Genomic DNA, 15914 nt, shown 5'->3' on the forward strand with positions numbered 1-15914 from the left:
ATGCTTCTACGACAGCCGGCAAATGAAACGATCCAGAATGCTCCTCACATTTTCCTGAAATGAATCTGTAACGGAGGTTGAAATGTGGAAGTCACTGCTTCTCGGTGTGATGTTTGCAATGTGTCTCAGTACAATAAACGCACAGACGACCGTCAAGGGAAAATTATTCGGGCACGATGGCAAGCCACTCAAGGCAGCTAACATTTTCCTGATGAAAGACGGTGCATCTGCTGTCAAATCTGTGCAGGTCGGTAAAGATGGTAGCTACTCATTCCTCATCGATACTGCAGGCGTGTGGACGGTGAGGTACACCGGTGTCGATCATTACATGCATGACGTTTTGCTTTTCGTGGAGGGACAATCTACGGTAGGGATCGACGTGCGGTTAAAAGGCTACGAGTACGCAGAGGATCTAAGTGGCGTTAAAGTCGTCGGCGACTTTAATAATTTTTCATTCGAGAGCGCTGTCCCGTTGCAAAAGGGAAGTGACGGAAGATATGCGTTAGAGTTCAAGGCGACGGCCGATTCGCTTGCGTACCAGCTCATCGGAGTTGAAAAGTCCGGCAGGTCGATCAATGGGACTAATTCCACACGTTATGCGTACGACGGTGGCGGGGATTACAAATCGATCGTGATACCCGTGAACGGAATTGCGCGAATCATCTTTGACACGGCGTTGATTGTCCGAGCTAGCGAGCCCGCATTTGTTAAATTTGTGAATCCCGACACCAGGATAGCTAAGATGTCCGGGCTGGCAGAAGACTGGCAGAGATATCAGGAGAAAGTGGCTGCCGCTGAGACAGAGTTCCGGAAGAGCGGAAAAGACATTTCACAATTCAGGTATGATGCATCAATTGATATCTCTGAAGTGAAGTCGCGGCTGGACAAGGAGACCGATTCGCTCGTCCGAGAGGGCCTGTTGGTGAACTACCTGGAGCTTTGCGGGATGTCCGGACAGTTTGATTCATCCGAAACGGCAAAAACTCTTGCCAGAATTCCGCCATCGTCTCCAGCCTGGTCGATTGATCCAAACCTCATACTCCGTTTTGGCTCCACGGCGGTGGGTAAGGAAGGAAGTTATTTCGATCGTTATATCTCAGAAAATCCCGATGAGAGCGCGAAAGCTTCTCTCGTGTTCAATGAATTCATCGATGCGAAATACAACAATCAAAGAGAGGATGCGGCAAAGTATTACGATATACTCGTGAATCAGCTGAAGGATACTCCCCAGGGAAAGAGAGCAAAACTCAGATATGTCAGGGAGGGTAAGATCGGGGCGGGTATGCCGGTCCCGGATTTCTCAATAAAATCGTTTGACGACTCAACCCGTTTGATTACGAATGAGAGTCTACTGGGCAAGACTTACATCGTCGATTTCTGGGCGACATGGTGCGGTCCTTGCGTGGGAGAGATGAAGCACCTTCATGATGCCTACAACAAATTCAAAGATAAGGGATTCATAATACTCAGCATTTCCCTTGACGCTTCACCTGCCGATGTAATTGCGTTCAGGAAAGATAAGTGGCCGATGCCATGGCTTCATGCGTTTGTTGGCGATTGGGAGAACACGATCTGCAAGGACTTCGATGTGGTTGCCATACCGCGCCCCGTACTTGTCGACAGTAAAGGGAAGATTGTGGCGATGAATAACGAGCTTCGCGGTGCAGAGCTCGACAAGACGCTCGAGCGAATCCTGGGCAAGTGAGGCAACCAGGTCATCCTCAAATAGCCTGAAAGCTACAGATCACTAGCCAGAAAAAAGCGGTGAGAGTCTTTCAACTCCCACCGCTATCTAGCGAATGGAACTTTGTTCTATTTCTGCTTGGGGAGAGGTGTGGAGTCTAACGGGGATTGAGTTGCATTCAACTTTAGTTCGGTCCTCGCGATTTCGTCAGCCAACGATCTGTCGTTGGGGAAGAGATCCTGGAGTTGCTTTAGAATGTCCAGCGACTTTGCGTAATTATTCTCCAGTGCGTAAAGGCTCAGCAGAACTCCATAAGGATTATAGTACCCCTGGACGTCTTTTGGGTTTTCCTTTATTGCTGCAAGAGCATCGCGTTCTACCACAGCGGCATACCTGTAGAATTTAGCGGTGTCGCCCGCGCCATAATACATTCTTGCGACGTCGCTTAACAGGCGGTAGTTCATCGGGATTGCCTCAATGGGCACTCTCGCCTCCATCGTGTCGAGCGCGGAGAGCGCATCCGTCGAATCTCGACGCATCATGTAATAATTGGCAAGCCTCATGTAACCATAGCGATAGTTTACCATTAGCATGCGGACATTATCGTCGTAGTAAATGCTCGGTTTGTTAAGGTTTGTAAATAGAAATCCATACTGAGGGTCCGTCGCGTATCGCACCGGCTGATTCATGAAGCACTCCTGCGTAATGGGCTCATTGATCGTGTAGTCTTCATTCGGGTTGCCGTTTTGCACCGGTCTAAGCTCAAGTGCTAGACCCTGCATTTCCAGATATCGCCCCAGGCCGATGAAATTATCCGGTGATACCGTGACAGCGTAAAAGACCGGCCTTTTCCAAGCGTTCGTCTGGATGATGTTCTGCATGATTATGTCCTGGACACGCAGCGCTTCAACGTCTCCGACCTGCAAGGTAGGCCGTAGGTCATATTGGATTAAGCCGCGATTCGTGATGCTAGTGTCGGTAATTCCGAATGCCGCGTAAACTTCTTTTGGAACCGCCAACTTAAAGGACCTTGTCCGCCACTGGATCGGCTGAATGTTCCGGATCTCATCGTCGGTCAGACTGATCGGCACTTTCATCGCACCGTGCGGCCTTTCGTTTTTCAATTGGAGAATATACCAGTCAGTGTTAACGAGGCTGAGGTTGACTATCCTTATATCTGTTCTGATTCCCATGCCCTCCTGCAAGTACCAGAGGGGGAAGGTGTCGTTATCGCCGTTTGTAAAAAGGATCGCGTTCGGTTTGCACGACTGGAGTATGTTGTAAGAATAATCCCACGGCGCAAAATTGTTGTGCCTGTTATGAACGTAAAGATTTTGCGAAAACAAATTTACAGGAGAGATACCGAAAATCACGACTGCTGTACCCGCGACGATTAGATTTCTTCGGTCGCTTTCTTTCATCTTCTCGGAAAAGTACTCGAGGATTCCGGCAGCTCCTACGCTTAGCCACATTCCAAGAACGAAGAACGAGCCGACGAAGAAATAGTCACGTTCTCTCGGCTGAGGATTCTGCATATTGAAAAAGACGACTAGCGCTAGTCCCATCATGATAAAGAGCGTTAAGAATGCCAGTCCAAATTTCCAATCCTTCTTTACATGGTACCAGATTCCGAACAACGACAGGAAAAGAGGTATGGCGAAGAACCTGGTGGGGAAACCGGTGCGGCCGTCATATCGGCCCGGCGAGGGACTTGAAAAAGCCACGGGATCATCCTGAATGTCGCTTGTCCGGCCAATGAAATTGAACCCTATGTACCTGAGATACATGTGACCGAGCTGGAAGTTTAAGAAGTAATCAAGGTCGGATGAATAATTCTTGTATCTCTCAGTATACTGTGGATCACTGCTCCACATACGTGGCCACATCCTTTGTTCGCCGTACTGTTCGCGATTCAGGTAGGTCACGAGACGCGCGAGATTGCTCGGGTTATTCTCATTTATCGGCGTGTGAGCGTTCGACCGAACAAATACCAGAGTGTACGTCGAGTAACCAAGGATGATAAGAAGTCCCCCCATTATCGCAGTACCAAGAATCCAATGCCTTGTTCTCTCCGCCTTCCGCACGCCATAGATTGCCGCAGCTATCAGGCCCGGAGGTATGAGCTGGATGATGATGCTGTGGGAAATGTCGAACGGCCCTGTTTTCAAATCTCCGTTCAGGATCTGGGCAAGCCACTTAACGATTCCCGGGTAGATGACCATGAAGGAGAGTGCGGTGATGAGCCCGAATTTTAGAAATGATTTCCACTCGAATTCATAATATTTGAAATAGATGAAAAGCGCTATCGTGAAGTAAGCGAGCAGACTAAGTTGATGGATGCCGATGGACAGACCCATGATGTAAGCGGCAAGGAGGAGGTAACGCTGGCTTCCGGGTTCGTCGGCCTTTTCGTACCACACCATTCCGAGCCATATGACGATGGCCACAAAGAACATGCTTGTGGCAAAGAGACCCGACTCGACTGCGTTGAACCAAAACGTATCGGTCACTGAAAACGAGAGAGCGCCGATGACTGAAGATCCGAACACAACGAGGGAAGAGTTTGTATCGGATGGGAAGCCTCTCCAGCGAGAAATCACTCTCACGCCGATCAGGTAGAGAAACATGATTGTCAGCGCACTCGTGAGTGCAGAGATCAGGTTCAGCCTCAACGCCGGATCACTGACGTAAGGAGTCATCATCGCGATTCTGCCGGCCAGAACAAACAATGGAGCGCCGGGGGGATGTGGTACCTCGAGTGCGGGAGCTGCCGCTGCGTATTCACCGCAATCCCAGAACGCCACCGATGACTGAGATGTCATCCGGTAGAGAGTTAGAGTGAGTAGGAAAATTGTTAAAGCGATGTAGCGATTGACGTACTTGAAATTCATGGTTCGTCCGATATTAGTTTTGACTCTGTAGCATGTATTTTACTCTTGTTTCGCCGAAAAAACAAGCTTGCCGGGATTTTTGCGCCGGTCTCAATCGTCATTTCAAGCCTGACGCTTGCAGGAATTCAACAAAATCTTTATTATCAAAGTGTGAGAGAAGGAGTGGTTAGCAGTATGTTCCGCAGCGCTTCCTGGGTCAGTCCATCCGTTGTAGCCGTGCTCGTGCCTCTTTTCATCGAGCGTGGCCGCCAGAGGATCGCTGCAGACACGGCGTGCTGAACAAAGAGTTCTTCCAATTTTGTTTGGATCTCGTCCCGGTGCGGAACCGATTGTGATAGGACTGTGCCGCCCCGATATGGAGGGATCATGAGAGCAATCGCCACGGGCATCGCCGCCCGTAATTATCTAAAAGAATAGAGATAGAAAACTCAGGAACAGTAATTCCGCCTGACTAGTTTGCACTGATTGAAATCCAAAAGGAGTTGAAGAGAGAATGAGCGTAAGTCAGCTTGCGAAGTCTATTGCTGAATCGCCGACACTAAAGCTGAATGAAGAAGCCAGATTGCTAAGAGAGAAAGGCGAAGCAGTAATTCACCTTGGAGCGGGTGAACCAAAAAACAAAGCTCCGATTTCGGCAATCCTGTCGGCTGCGGCCAAGTTAACTACCGCAGATATCAAGTACACGCCGACGGACGGGATACCGTCGTTGAAAAAGGCTATCATCAGATACACGGAAGAGAATTACGACCGTATTATTGCTCCAGAAAATGTGATTGTATCTGCAGGAGCAAAGCAATCTGTTTATAATGTCCTCTATTCACTAATAAACCCCCAGGACGAAGTCATAATTCTGGCGCCGTATTGGGTTAGCTACCCTGAAATGGTGAAGATGGTCTATGGCGTGCCAGTAGTGGTAACACCCGAAGACGGCAGCTTCTATCCGCGAATGGAGGATGTGCTCAAGGCAGTCAGTTCGTATACCAAAGCCATAATTGTCAACAGCCCCAACAATCCGTCCGGGGTGATGTATCCCGAAGCATTCATAGCGGAGCTGGTTGAATACTGCGAGAAGAAGAACATCTATATCATCATGGATGACATTTACCACAAGCTGGTGTTCGACGGGAAGAAGACGCCATCCGCTTACAAGTTCACCAAGAAGGACATTGAGTCGACCCATATAATCGTCGTAAACGGTGTTTCGAAACTGTACGGCATGACCGGCTTCAGGATTGGCTGGGCGGTGGCAAGCCGGAGCCTCGTGGAAATTATGACTAATGTTCAAAGCCAGATCACTTCCTGCACGGCGGTGCTATTGCAGGCGGCGGCCGAAGGCGCGTTGACGGGTCTTCAAAGCGCCGTCGAAAGTCTGCGGCTGACTCTCGAGAATAATCGCGACGTGATGATGCAGGAGCTTCATTCATTCAAGGGCGTGAGAGTCACGAAACCGGACGGGACTTATTATTGTCTTCCCGACTTCCGTGCTTACTCGAATAACTCTGTCGCACTTTCAGAACTCCTACTGAAGAAAGCTCTCGTCGTAACTGTACCTGGTAAGGAATTCGGGATGGAAGGACATTTGAGGATCAGCTATTCCGGGTCGATCAAAGACATCACTGAAGGAATCGAGAGAATTAAATGGGCTGTCGATCCGAGCTCACCGACCGAAATTTACATAGGAGAAAGAAAACTCGTGAGGGACTGGCTATGAATAATCTTCTGAACATAAAAACTCCCGCAGAAGGCGAAGCCAAAGCCTTGAAGAGCGACTACGGTCTGGACAACCACGGCATCTCGAATCTGAGGATGTCGTATTGGAACCTTCCGACCGAATCGCTATATGAAGAAATAACGTTCCGAGGAGAAGCCAGGATAACTCATCACGGCCCGGTCGTCGCAAACACCGGTAAACATACTGCGCGAGCCGCCGGTGACAAGTATATAGTGAAGGAACCCTCGACGGAAAGTCAGATTTGGTGGGGACAGTATAACAAACCCTTCAGCTCTGAAAAGTTCGACGGCCTTTATAACCGTCTCCTCGGTTTTCTCCAGGGAAGAGACTTATTCGTTCAGGACTGCCATGTCGGCGCCGATCCCGAATATCAAATGCCGATCAGGATCATCGCTGAAAAAGCCTGGCATGCCCTCTTCGCGCGCAACATGTTCATTCTTCCTACAACGAACGAAGAATACAGGAGACACGTTCCGGATTTCACTGTGATCGCCGTTCCTTCTTTCAAAGCCATTCCCCAGATCGATGGAACGGGATCGGAGACTTTTATCGTGCTGAATTTTGCGAGAAGAGTATGCATAATCGGAAATTCAGCTTACGCAGGAGAAATTAAAAAATCAGTCTTCACTATCCTCAACTATTTGCTCCCCCTGCAGGGAGTCATGTCTATGCACAGCTCAGCCAACATTGGCAAAGACGGTGACTCTGCAATCTTCTTCGGGCTATCTGGGACGGGAAAAACCACTTTGTCAGCCGATCCGAAACGGAGATTGATCGGGGATGACGAACACGGTTGGAGTGACGATGGTGTCTTCAATTACGAAGGCGGCTGCTATGCAAAGGTGATCCGGCTTTCGGAATCTGCCGAGCCGCAGATCTACGCGACCACGAAGATGTTCGGTTCGATTCTTGAAAATGTCGTGTTCGACCCGGTCACCAGGATGGTTGATCTCGATGATGAATCGATCACGGAGAACACTCGCGGTTCTTATCCGCTCGACTACATTGAGAACGCAGTGCCCGAGAAGCGGGGCGGGCATCCGAAGAACATCATTCTACTTACCTGCGACGCCTCTGGCGTCATGCCGCCGATTGCGAAGTTGAACCCTGACCAGGCGATCTACCAATTTATTTCCGGATACACTTCAAAGATCGCGGGCACAGAAGTCGGCCTCGGGAAGGAACCCGAGCTGACGTTCAGCACCTGCTTCGGCGCTCCTTTCATGGTACACCATCCGTACTTTTACGCCGACATACTTAAGCGGAAGATCATCAATCACGGCGTGAGCTGCTGGCTGGTCAACACCGGATGGATTGGTGGAGCTTTTGGCGTCGGGAAGAGAATAAGCATAGGTTATACGCGTGCCTTGCTCAATGCTGCCCTAAACGGGGAACTCCTCAAGTCGAAGTTCGTGACTGATCCCATTTTCGGGTTCCAGGTTCCGCTGGCATGTGACGGGGTTCCATCGAACATTCTAGACCCCTCAAACTCCTGGCCGAGCAAGAGCGAGTACATGAACAAATACAAGCAACTCGCTTCGCGCTTCATTGAAAACTTCAAGAAGTTCGAGGAGGGTTGCCCGCCCGAAGTTATAAAGGCTGGACCTACGGTCTGAGAATCAAGGCGGCTCGCTCGAGCCGCCTTTTTCCTATCACATTGATGCAACTGGCTACCATCTGACCTTCGCGTTTGCAACAAAGTCTTATTTTTTGTAAATTTCCAAGCAATTTTTGAAGTCTTCGAAAAATGTTTGAACAAATTTCCGAAAAATTCGACTCTATTTTCCGCCGCTTTAGCGGGCAGGCACGCATTTCTGATGAGAACGTTAGTGATGCGGTGCGAGAGGTGCGCCGGGCGCTGCTCGAGGCAGACGTAAATTATAAAGTCGCGCGCCAGTTCACCGACGAAATTCAGAAGAAGGCGATTGGTCGCGACGTCGCAAAAAGCCTTAACCCCGGTCAGGTGTTCGTCAAGATAGTCTTCGACGAATTAGTACAACTCCTCGGCGGTACTACAAGCGATCTCCAGCTTACTGAAGTCATTCCCAACGTCATCATGATTGCAGGTCTTCAAGGTTCGGGGAAAACTACTTTCGCCGCGAAACTCGCCGAGCATTTAAAGTCGAAGGGGAGATACCCGCTGCTTGTCGCCTGCGACATTCACAGGCCCGCTGCCGTCGACCAGCTTGAGATGCTTGGTCAACAAATAGCTATTCCGGTCTACCTCGAGCGCGGAGCGACCGCCGTCGACATCGCGAAGCAGTCAATCGAGTACGCGAAAAAGAACGCACGCGACATTGCTATCATAGACACCGCGGGCCGGCTCCATCTCGATGAGGAAATGATGAGAGAAGCCGAGGCAGTTAAATCAGCCGTGAGTCCCCATCAGATTTTCTTCGTCGTAGATTCGATGACGGGGCAGGATGCCGTGAACACGGCGCAGGAGTTCAACCGCCGCCTCAACTTCGACGCGGTTGTCTTGACGAAGCTGGATGGCGATGCGCGCGGTGGAGCGGCGATGTCCATCAGGTCGGTCGTTCAGAAGCCGATCAAGTTTGTCAGCCTTGGCGAGAAACTCGACCAGCTTGAAGTATTTCACCCGGACAGGATGGCCTCAAGAATCCTCGGGATGGGCGACGTGGTCACTCTCGTCGAGAAAGTGCAGGCGCAGGTTGACGAGAAGAAAGCTGAAAAACTCGAGCGTCGACTGAGACGGAATGAATTCTCCCTTGAGGACTTTCGGGATCAGCTCAAGGAAATCAGGAAGATGGGATCTTTGAAGGATGTATTGTCGATGGTCCCGGGAGTGTCGGGTGCAGTCAGGAACGCATCGGTCGACGAGAAGGCTCTCACCAGGATTGACGCGATGATCAGCTCCATGACTATCCAGGAAAGGGAACGGCCGCAGATCATCGACGGCAGGCGGAGGAAAAGGATTGCTGCGGGAAGCGGCACAACTGTTCAAGACATAAACAGATTATTGAAACAATTCTCGGAAATGCAAAAGATGTTTAAGACTCTTTCCAAAGGTAAACTTGGAAAGGGAGCACTGGCCAACATGCGGTTTCCGCTTTAAAACTCGGAGGAAAATTTGGCGGTAAGATTAAGATTGCGCAGGACAGGAAGAAAGAATCAGCCATCGTACAAGGTAGTGGCAGCGGATTCTCGTTCACCACGCGACGGGCGTTTTATAGAAATGGTCGGGACATACAACCCGCGTGTCAATCCGGCTGAGATACACATCAATGAAGAGAAGGCCTTCAGGTGGCTTCGTCGCGGCGCCCTCCCGACCGACACTGTCCGCAGCTTGCTCCGCAAGTCCGGCCTGTGGTACAAATGGTACTTACTGAAAAAAGGACTGGATGAACCGGCTGTTGCTCAGAAACTTGCCGAATGGCAGGCCGGGCAGGAAGCCAAACTTGCGCGGGATGCCGAGCGCAAGCAGCGAAGAAAAGCTACGCGAAAAGCTAAGAAGGCGGCTGAAGGCGCACCCGCCGCAGAAGGTAACCAGACGCAACCGGCAGCTCCGGCTACACAGGAACAACCGGCCGCCTAAACGAATTCAGAGATGCATTGTGGTTAGTTGTACTTCAACAGGTCCGTTGCTCGACAGAAGGCGCATGAAGCATTCGCCCGAAGTTCAACTGTTCTCCTTCCTGTATTTTGGTCAGGAAGCTAACTATACAGTTCGTCGATTCCCACTGACCAGGTGGATCGCTTCGACGGAGTGGATATCAGGCTCAGGTGAAAAAGGAGGTCCGCAATGCATGACTTCGTTGAATTCGTTATTAAGAGACTCGTGGACAAACCTGATAACGTTCAGTTGACTCAGGACGAGAAGGAAGCGAACAAGGTTGTCTTTCAACTTAAGGTAGATCAGGATGACGTCGGAAAAGTGATCGGCCGTAAGGGAAGAACCGCGAACGCAATTCGGACACTCTTGAGCGCAGTTGCTGCCCGCGAAGGGAAACGCGCGATTCTCGAAATAATTGACAAGTAGTAGGCTGCCAGTCGCGGAATCGTCCCGCGCAGGGTTCTGAATCGAATTTCATCCAGCTAATTCGCTGACGGAATTCTCAATTTTGTTTCAATCGGGAACAGGTGTGGAAGATTTTGTTTTGATAGGAATCGTACGAAAAGTCAGAAACAATAAGGGCGATCTCAAAGTCGAACCGATGAGCGACGTCCCTTCTCGCTATTCGTCTCTGACACGAGTGTTCGTTCGCAGGGATCTGAAAGACCCGGCACTTGAAAAGCTTGTCGAAAAATGTGCTCCTGTTAATGGCTATGTCGTTCTCAAACTTGAGGGAGTCGACTCGTTCACTGCGGCTGAGGACTTCGTGGGGTCGCAGATTCTCGTTCCCGAGTCGGAGAGAGCGGAATTACCCGCCGGCACTTTCTATATCGACGCACTCATAGGGATGAATGTACTGAACAACGAAGGAAATCGTATCGGCACCGTTGATGACGTGCGCTCCTCCGGCCAAAGATCGCTATTGGTTAGACGCGACGATGGAAAGGAGTTCATTCTTCCCTTTGTCCGTGAATTTGTTAAGGATGTTAACGTCGGCGCGAAGACAATAGTGGTCGAGCTGATAGAAGGAATCATGGAAGGTGAGACCGATGAGGATTGATGTGGTCACGGCGTTTCCCGGGATGATTCTAAGCGCGATTGACGCAAGCATGCTAAAGAAAGCCAGAGAACGAAATACTGTCGAGATCATTGTCCATGATTTGCGCGATTACACGCACGACAAGCATAAAACTGTTGACGATTCGCCTTACGGTGGCGGTGCAGGGATGGTCTTGAAACCGGAACCGGTTTTCGAATGCGTGGAGAAGCTGTGCTCCGAAAGACATTACGACGAAGTGATCCTCATGGCTGCCGACGGAGATACGTTGAATCAGGCATATGCAAATGAGCTCTCGCTGAAGACCAACCTCATTTTGATTTGCGGTCATTACAAGGGAGTTGATGAGCGAATCAGAGAAAGCCTGGTGACGAAGGAGATCTCGATCGGCGACTACGTGTTGACCGGAGGAGAAATACCTGCGCTGGTAGTGATCGATGCGGTGACCAGACTCCTGCCGGGATCACTTGGTGACAGCGAGAGTGCGCTCAACGACTCATTTCAAACGGGGCTCCTCGACTCACCGCAGTACACCCGGCCGGCGGACTTCAGAGGGATGAAGGTACCCGACGTCCTTTTGAGCGGAGATCATCAAGAAGTCAGGAAGTGGCGTGAAGAAAAGAGCGTTGCTCGCACCGCCCGCAGGAGACCGGATCTGATCGATAAGAATTTTTCCAATTACGAGAAATCGGAGAATGAACATGAATAAAATATCATTGGTGGAAGCAGCACACCTCAAGACCGACCTTCCCCCTTTCAGACCCGGTGACACGGTCAATGTCCACTTCAGAGTTGTGGAAGGCGACAAGGAGCGTATCCAGGATTTTGAAGGTATTGTAATAAGCAGGCGCGGTGCGGGATTGAAGGAGACTTTTACCGTCAGGAAGATTTCAAACGGCGTCGGCGTCGAAAGAATATTCCCGGTGCATTCACCCCGTATTGCCAGAATAGAAGTTTTGCGCGGCGGGAAAGTGAGGCGTGCAAAACTCTTTTACCTCAGAGAATTGGCTACGAAAGCGGTTCGTCAGAAGACCACCTAACCAACGGGAGACGAAATGTTCCAGTCAACTGGAGATTTCCCGTCTGACCGGCTGAGAACAGGAAACGGAGTGAGCGTCCGGCAGACAATCGATGAAGAGATGCAGTTTCTGGGAGAAATGAATTCCTTCGGCGCGCTACAGGATATATTCGAGAAGGTCAAAGCGGGAGAAAGGCTAAGCCGTGAAGACGGCTTGAAATTATACGAGAGCCCGAACCTTCTTGGACTGGGGTATCTAGCAAATATTGCTCGTGAACGCTTGAACGGCTCGAACACCTACTTCGTGAAGAATTATGTCCTGAACTACACGAATATTTGTGAGCTCGACTGCAAGTTCTGTTCATTCTACCGTAAAGAGGGGCAGGACGGAGCGTATCTCATGAGTCTCAATCAGATTTTCGGGACCATTGAGCGAGAGAAAGAGAACATCTCCGAAATGCATATCGTTGGCGGGCTGAACAACAAGCTGCCTTATGATTACTACATCGAGATGCTCAGGGGAATAAAGCGGATAAATCAACGGATCCACATAAAGGCGTTCACAGCGGTGGAGATCGAGTTCTTTGCGAGACTTTACGGCAAATCATTGGAGGAAGTCCTGTCGGAATTCAAGGAAGCAGGACTTGATGCGATGCCCGGCGGCGGTGCCGAGATATTCAGCGAACGAGTAAGGGAGAAGATGTTCGCGGAAAAGATCGGGGCGGACGACTGGATAAGAGTGATAAAAGTCGCGCACCGACTCGGGATTCCATCTAATGCCACGATGCTCTACGGCCACATGGAGAAAGTTGAAGAAAGGGTAGACCATCTCATCCGGCTTCGTGAAGTACAGGATGAAACGCGTAACTTCTTCGCGTTCATTCCGCTTGCGTATCATCCGCATGTCGAAGACTCAACACAATGGGCAACAGGTGTAGATAATCTGAAGAGCATCGCAGTGAGCAGATTGATGCTCGACAATTTTCCCCACATCAAGGCATATTGGATTTCGATGGGACCGAAGGTGGCGCAGGTCAGTCTCGGATTCGGGGCCGACGATCTTGACGGTACGGTCCGGGACGAAAGAGTCTTCCACATGGCGGGCGCATCGACAGAAAATGCCCTTACCAAGAAACAACTTATCAAGCTTATCAAAGATGCAGGCCGCATCCCGATAGAAAGAGACGGCCTGTACAGAACTGTGGAGAGCTTCGCGTAAACAGCGCAGAAGTTCACTCAAGGAGTTCAGCAGCATGAGCATATCGAATAATCCCACCTCCGGAAAGAAAAAACTTGGCGCGGTCAGTTTCCTTAATACCAAGCCGTTGATTTACGGACTGGAGAAGAATCTCTTCCCGCACAATTTTGACATAAGGAAGGACATACCTTCTGCGCTGGCAGTCCTGCTTGGCGCCGGCCAGCTCGATGTCGCATTGATTCCAAGCATCGCATACGCAAAACACAGTCCGATACTTCGCGTTGTTCCGGAATGCGGGATAATTGCTCATGACAAAGTGAACAGTATAAGACTCTACTTCAACAAAGACCTGGCCAACATCAGAAAAGTGGCGCTCGACATCAGCTCAATGACCTCGGTCGTTCTTACGAAGGTGATTCTCGCGGAAAAGTACGAGATAAAGCCGGAGTTTGTCGTCGCGCAGCCTGACGTAAGCAGGATGCTTGCGTCGGCCGATGCTGCGCTCGTGATTGGAGACTCGGCTCTTTTCAAAACCGGTTCCGCCGGTCCTAATTATCTTGATCTCGCCGAAGAGTGGGTTGACATGACTGGACTCCCATTCGTATTTGCAGTTTGGGCGGGGAAGCCGGACGCGCTGAATGTTGACGACGTTCACGCGATAATCTATTCGAAGAACCTCGGCATCGATAATATTGAAACTGTGTGCAAAGAGGCCGCAGCCGAGTACGGCACAAGTCTGAATGTCATACTCGAGTATCTAACGAACAACGTTCAGTTCAATCTCGGTGAGGCCGAGATCGCAGGTATGCGGCACTTCTTCGAACTGGCGTACTATCACGGCGCGCTTGAATATCTGCCCTCTCTCAATTTCTATCCTCTTGAAACGACTGCGGAGTCCGCTTCTTCAAGCTGAGTTAGTGTAACAAATCCCTCAAAATCCGTAGATTCATGTTGAAAAGGAGTGTTCAACATGAAACGGCTGTTTCTTCTACTGACAATCTTGGTCGTCTCAAATGGGTATGCAGCGCCACGGATACAGGTGAAGGATTCGCTAAATACCGATCATGGGGGACTGATTGACTCGCTGAAACTGGAACTCGGCAGGATCGAAAAATCCTACCGTCTCTTAAGAGAACGAACAGACTCGACGAAGGAGTTGAGTGAAGTCGATAAGATGGAGCTTGACAAACTCTCTGACGCGCTTCAGAGGATCAGCACCGAGATAAGAAGCAACTCGGGCAATGCCGACGAGCTTGCCGATGACGCTACCAACGTATACGATTTTCAATACACAGTGGTCAAGGAGGGAGATTATACTCTCGCGGCAGACAAGGATGTAGACGGCGACGTGAAGGTCTTGAATGGAGACGCCCGGATATACGGTTCTCTGAATGGAAACATTCTTGTAGTTAATGGAGACGCCTACATAAAGAGTGGCGCGCGCGTTCTCGGCAACGTTGTGGTGGTAAACGGAAGAGCGCACGTAAGCGACGACGCGACGGTCCGCGGAAGCGTGATCGAACGCGAGGGGAGTGATCTCAAAGAAAGACGATCGTTCACACGTCACCTGAATCTCATCGAGCATCCGGACGTCTGGCAGGATCGCGATTTCATGTTTGAGCACGTCGCAGCAAATTATAACAGAGTTGACGGACTTTTCCTGGGACTCGGGCAGGACAAGGAATACTATTGGGGCGGTGCGGACGACTTTTCGCCATACGGTTTTCTCGGTTACGCGTTCAGCCTTCACAAGTGGCGTTACCAACTCGGTATGGACAAATGGTTTGGTAACGAAGATCGATTTGAGATTGGCGCTGAAGGGCATTCTCTGACCGACTCAAAGGAGTTGTGGATGGTCGGACCGAAAGAGAATTTCGTCTACTCCATCCTGGCTAGAGAAGATTATATGGATTATTACACCCGCTACGGGATGTCCGTTCATGCCGCGCAGTATTATGACATGGCCTCCAGGCTGACGCTAAGTTACGATGTCGACAAATATACCTCCTTATCGAGAAACACAAACTGGTCGATCTTTGGCGGCCACAAAGTATTTCGGGACAACCCCGCGATAGAAGACGGCTGGATGAGAAGCGTGGTAGTTTCGCTGGATCACAGGAGCTATACAGGCGGAACAACGCGGAGAGTGGGTTGGATGGCGGACCTGCGCGGCGAAGCCACTCTGAACGGCGTATTTGACTTCCGGATGCTGACGGCAAATGTGGTCAGATACCAGCATCTCTTCTCAGGATTGCAAATGAATCTTAGATTTGTGGGTGGAACTTCAAATGGAGATCTGCCGCCGCAGAGAGTCTACCAGATAGGCGGATTCAACACTTTGAACGCTTTCGCTTACAAAGAGTTCTCGGGAAACAGACTCCTCCTTCTTAATTGTGAATTCTTGTTCGACCCGGACATGTTCAGTCGGTCGCACTTCTTCCCGCTCAATACTTTTACTCTGATCCTGCTTGCCGACGTCGGGCAGGTGCAGACCGCGCCCGCAAATGATGCCTTTTCTGGTGGCTGGGGATTAGTCAACTCGAGGGATTTCAAGTCTGACTTCGGCGTGGGCTTCGGCAGCGACGACGGGACTTTCAGGATATTCCTCGCGTGGAGGACGGACATAGCGACATCGCCAACGCTGGGTGTGAGAGTGTCGCGACCGTTTTAAGCCGGCTAGTCTCTTGCGGTCTCTGCCTGGACAATGGGTGTGCAGACGGAAAGTTCGCACACCCATTCTCGTGAGGTCAATACGATCCG

General features: G+C 50.4%; 14 protein-coding genes. 12 read left to right on the forward strand and 2 right to left on the reverse strand.

Annotated elements, in window-relative coordinates; all coding sequences use genetic code 11:
- The first annotated feature begins 82 nt into the window (after positions 1–82).
- The gene (locus tag VIS48_13865) at positions 83–1705 is read left to right on the forward strand and encodes a thioredoxin-like domain-containing protein (GenBank protein HEY9167237.1); all 1623 of its coding nucleotides are present in this window, start codon (positions 83–85) and stop codon (positions 1703–1705) included.
- A gap of 107 nt (positions 1706–1812) precedes the next feature.
- Here VIS48_13865 and VIS48_13870 read toward each other — a convergent pair whose 3' ends face one another.
- Complete coding sequence (locus tag VIS48_13870; GenBank protein ID HEY9167238.1) at positions 1813–4575, reverse strand: DUF2723 domain-containing protein; 2763 nt, start codon at positions 4573–4575, stop codon at positions 1813–1815.
- A gap of 143 nt (positions 4576–4718) precedes the next feature.
- The gene (locus VIS48_13875; GenBank protein HEY9167239.1) at positions 4719–4958 is read right to left on the reverse strand and encodes a hypothetical protein; all 240 of its coding nucleotides are present in this window, start codon (positions 4956–4958) and stop codon (positions 4719–4721) included.
- 110 nt (positions 4959–5068) lie between these two features.
- Here VIS48_13875 and VIS48_13880 point away from each other — a divergent pair, with 110 nt between their 5' ends.
- The 11 genes from VIS48_13880 to VIS48_13930 all read left to right on the forward strand — a co-directional run bounded on the left by VIS48_13880 (position 5069) and on the right by VIS48_13930 (position 15825).
- On the forward strand, positions 5069–6286 hold the full coding sequence (locus VIS48_13880) for a pyridoxal phosphate-dependent aminotransferase (protein ID HEY9167240.1): 1218 nt from the start codon (positions 5069–5071) through the stop codon (positions 6284–6286).
- On the forward strand, positions 6283–7923 hold the full coding sequence (pckA, locus tag VIS48_13885; protein HEY9167241.1) for a phosphoenolpyruvate carboxykinase (ATP): 1641 nt from the start codon (positions 6283–6285) through the stop codon (positions 7921–7923). The genes VIS48_13880 and pckA overlap by 4 nt, the downstream gene beginning before the upstream one ends.
- Positions 7924–8054: 131 nt before the next feature.
- On the forward strand, positions 8055–9383 hold the full coding sequence (gene ffh / locus VIS48_13890; GenBank protein ID HEY9167242.1) for a signal recognition particle protein: 1329 nt from the start codon (positions 8055–8057) through the stop codon (positions 9381–9383).
- 15 nt (positions 9384–9398) lie between these two features.
- Positions 9399–9863, forward strand: coding sequence for a 30S ribosomal protein S16 (gene rpsP / locus VIS48_13895; protein ID HEY9167243.1), 465 nt, complete (start codon positions 9399–9401; stop codon positions 9861–9863).
- Positions 9864–10070: 207 nt separating this feature from the next.
- Positions 10071–10307 carry a KH domain-containing protein gene (locus VIS48_13900; protein ID HEY9167244.1) on the forward strand — a complete coding sequence of 79 codons (237 nt, stop codon included), beginning with the start codon at positions 10071–10073 and terminating at the stop codon, positions 10305–10307.
- A gap of 103 nt (positions 10308–10410) precedes the next feature.
- Entirely contained in the window at positions 10411–10941 is a 531-nt protein-coding gene (rimM, locus tag VIS48_13905) for a ribosome maturation factor RimM (GenBank protein ID HEY9167245.1), read from the forward strand.
- Positions 10931–11647 (forward strand): tRNA (guanosine(37)-N1)-methyltransferase TrmD, encoded by a 717-nt coding sequence (gene trmD, locus VIS48_13910; protein HEY9167246.1) that lies wholly within the window; start codon positions 10931–10933, stop codon positions 11645–11647. The genes rimM and trmD overlap by 11 nt, the downstream gene beginning before the upstream one ends.
- Complete coding sequence (rplS, locus tag VIS48_13915; protein HEY9167247.1) at positions 11640–11978, forward strand: 50S ribosomal protein L19; 339 nt, start codon at positions 11640–11642, stop codon at positions 11976–11978. Before trmD ends, rplS begins: the two co-directional genes overlap by 8 nt.
- 15 nt (positions 11979–11993) lie before the next feature.
- The gene (gene mqnE / locus VIS48_13920; protein HEY9167248.1) at positions 11994–13175 is read left to right on the forward strand and encodes an aminofutalosine synthase MqnE; all 1182 of its coding nucleotides are present in this window, start codon (positions 11994–11996) and stop codon (positions 13173–13175) included.
- Between the two features lie 34 nt (positions 13176–13209).
- Entirely contained in the window at positions 13210–14067 is an 858-nt protein-coding gene (locus tag VIS48_13925) for a menaquinone biosynthesis protein (protein HEY9167249.1), read from the forward strand.
- Positions 14068–14124: 57 nt separating this feature from the next.
- Complete coding sequence (locus VIS48_13930; protein ID HEY9167250.1) at positions 14125–15825, forward strand: hypothetical protein; 1701 nt, start codon at positions 14125–14127, stop codon at positions 15823–15825.
- The last annotated feature ends 89 nt before the right edge of the window (positions 15826–15914 follow it).

This window comes from Candidatus Kryptoniota bacterium (assembly GCA_036567965.1).
In the GTDB taxonomy this organism is placed as follows: domain Bacteria; phylum Bacteroidota; class Ignavibacteria; order Kryptoniales; family JAKASW01; genus JAKASW01.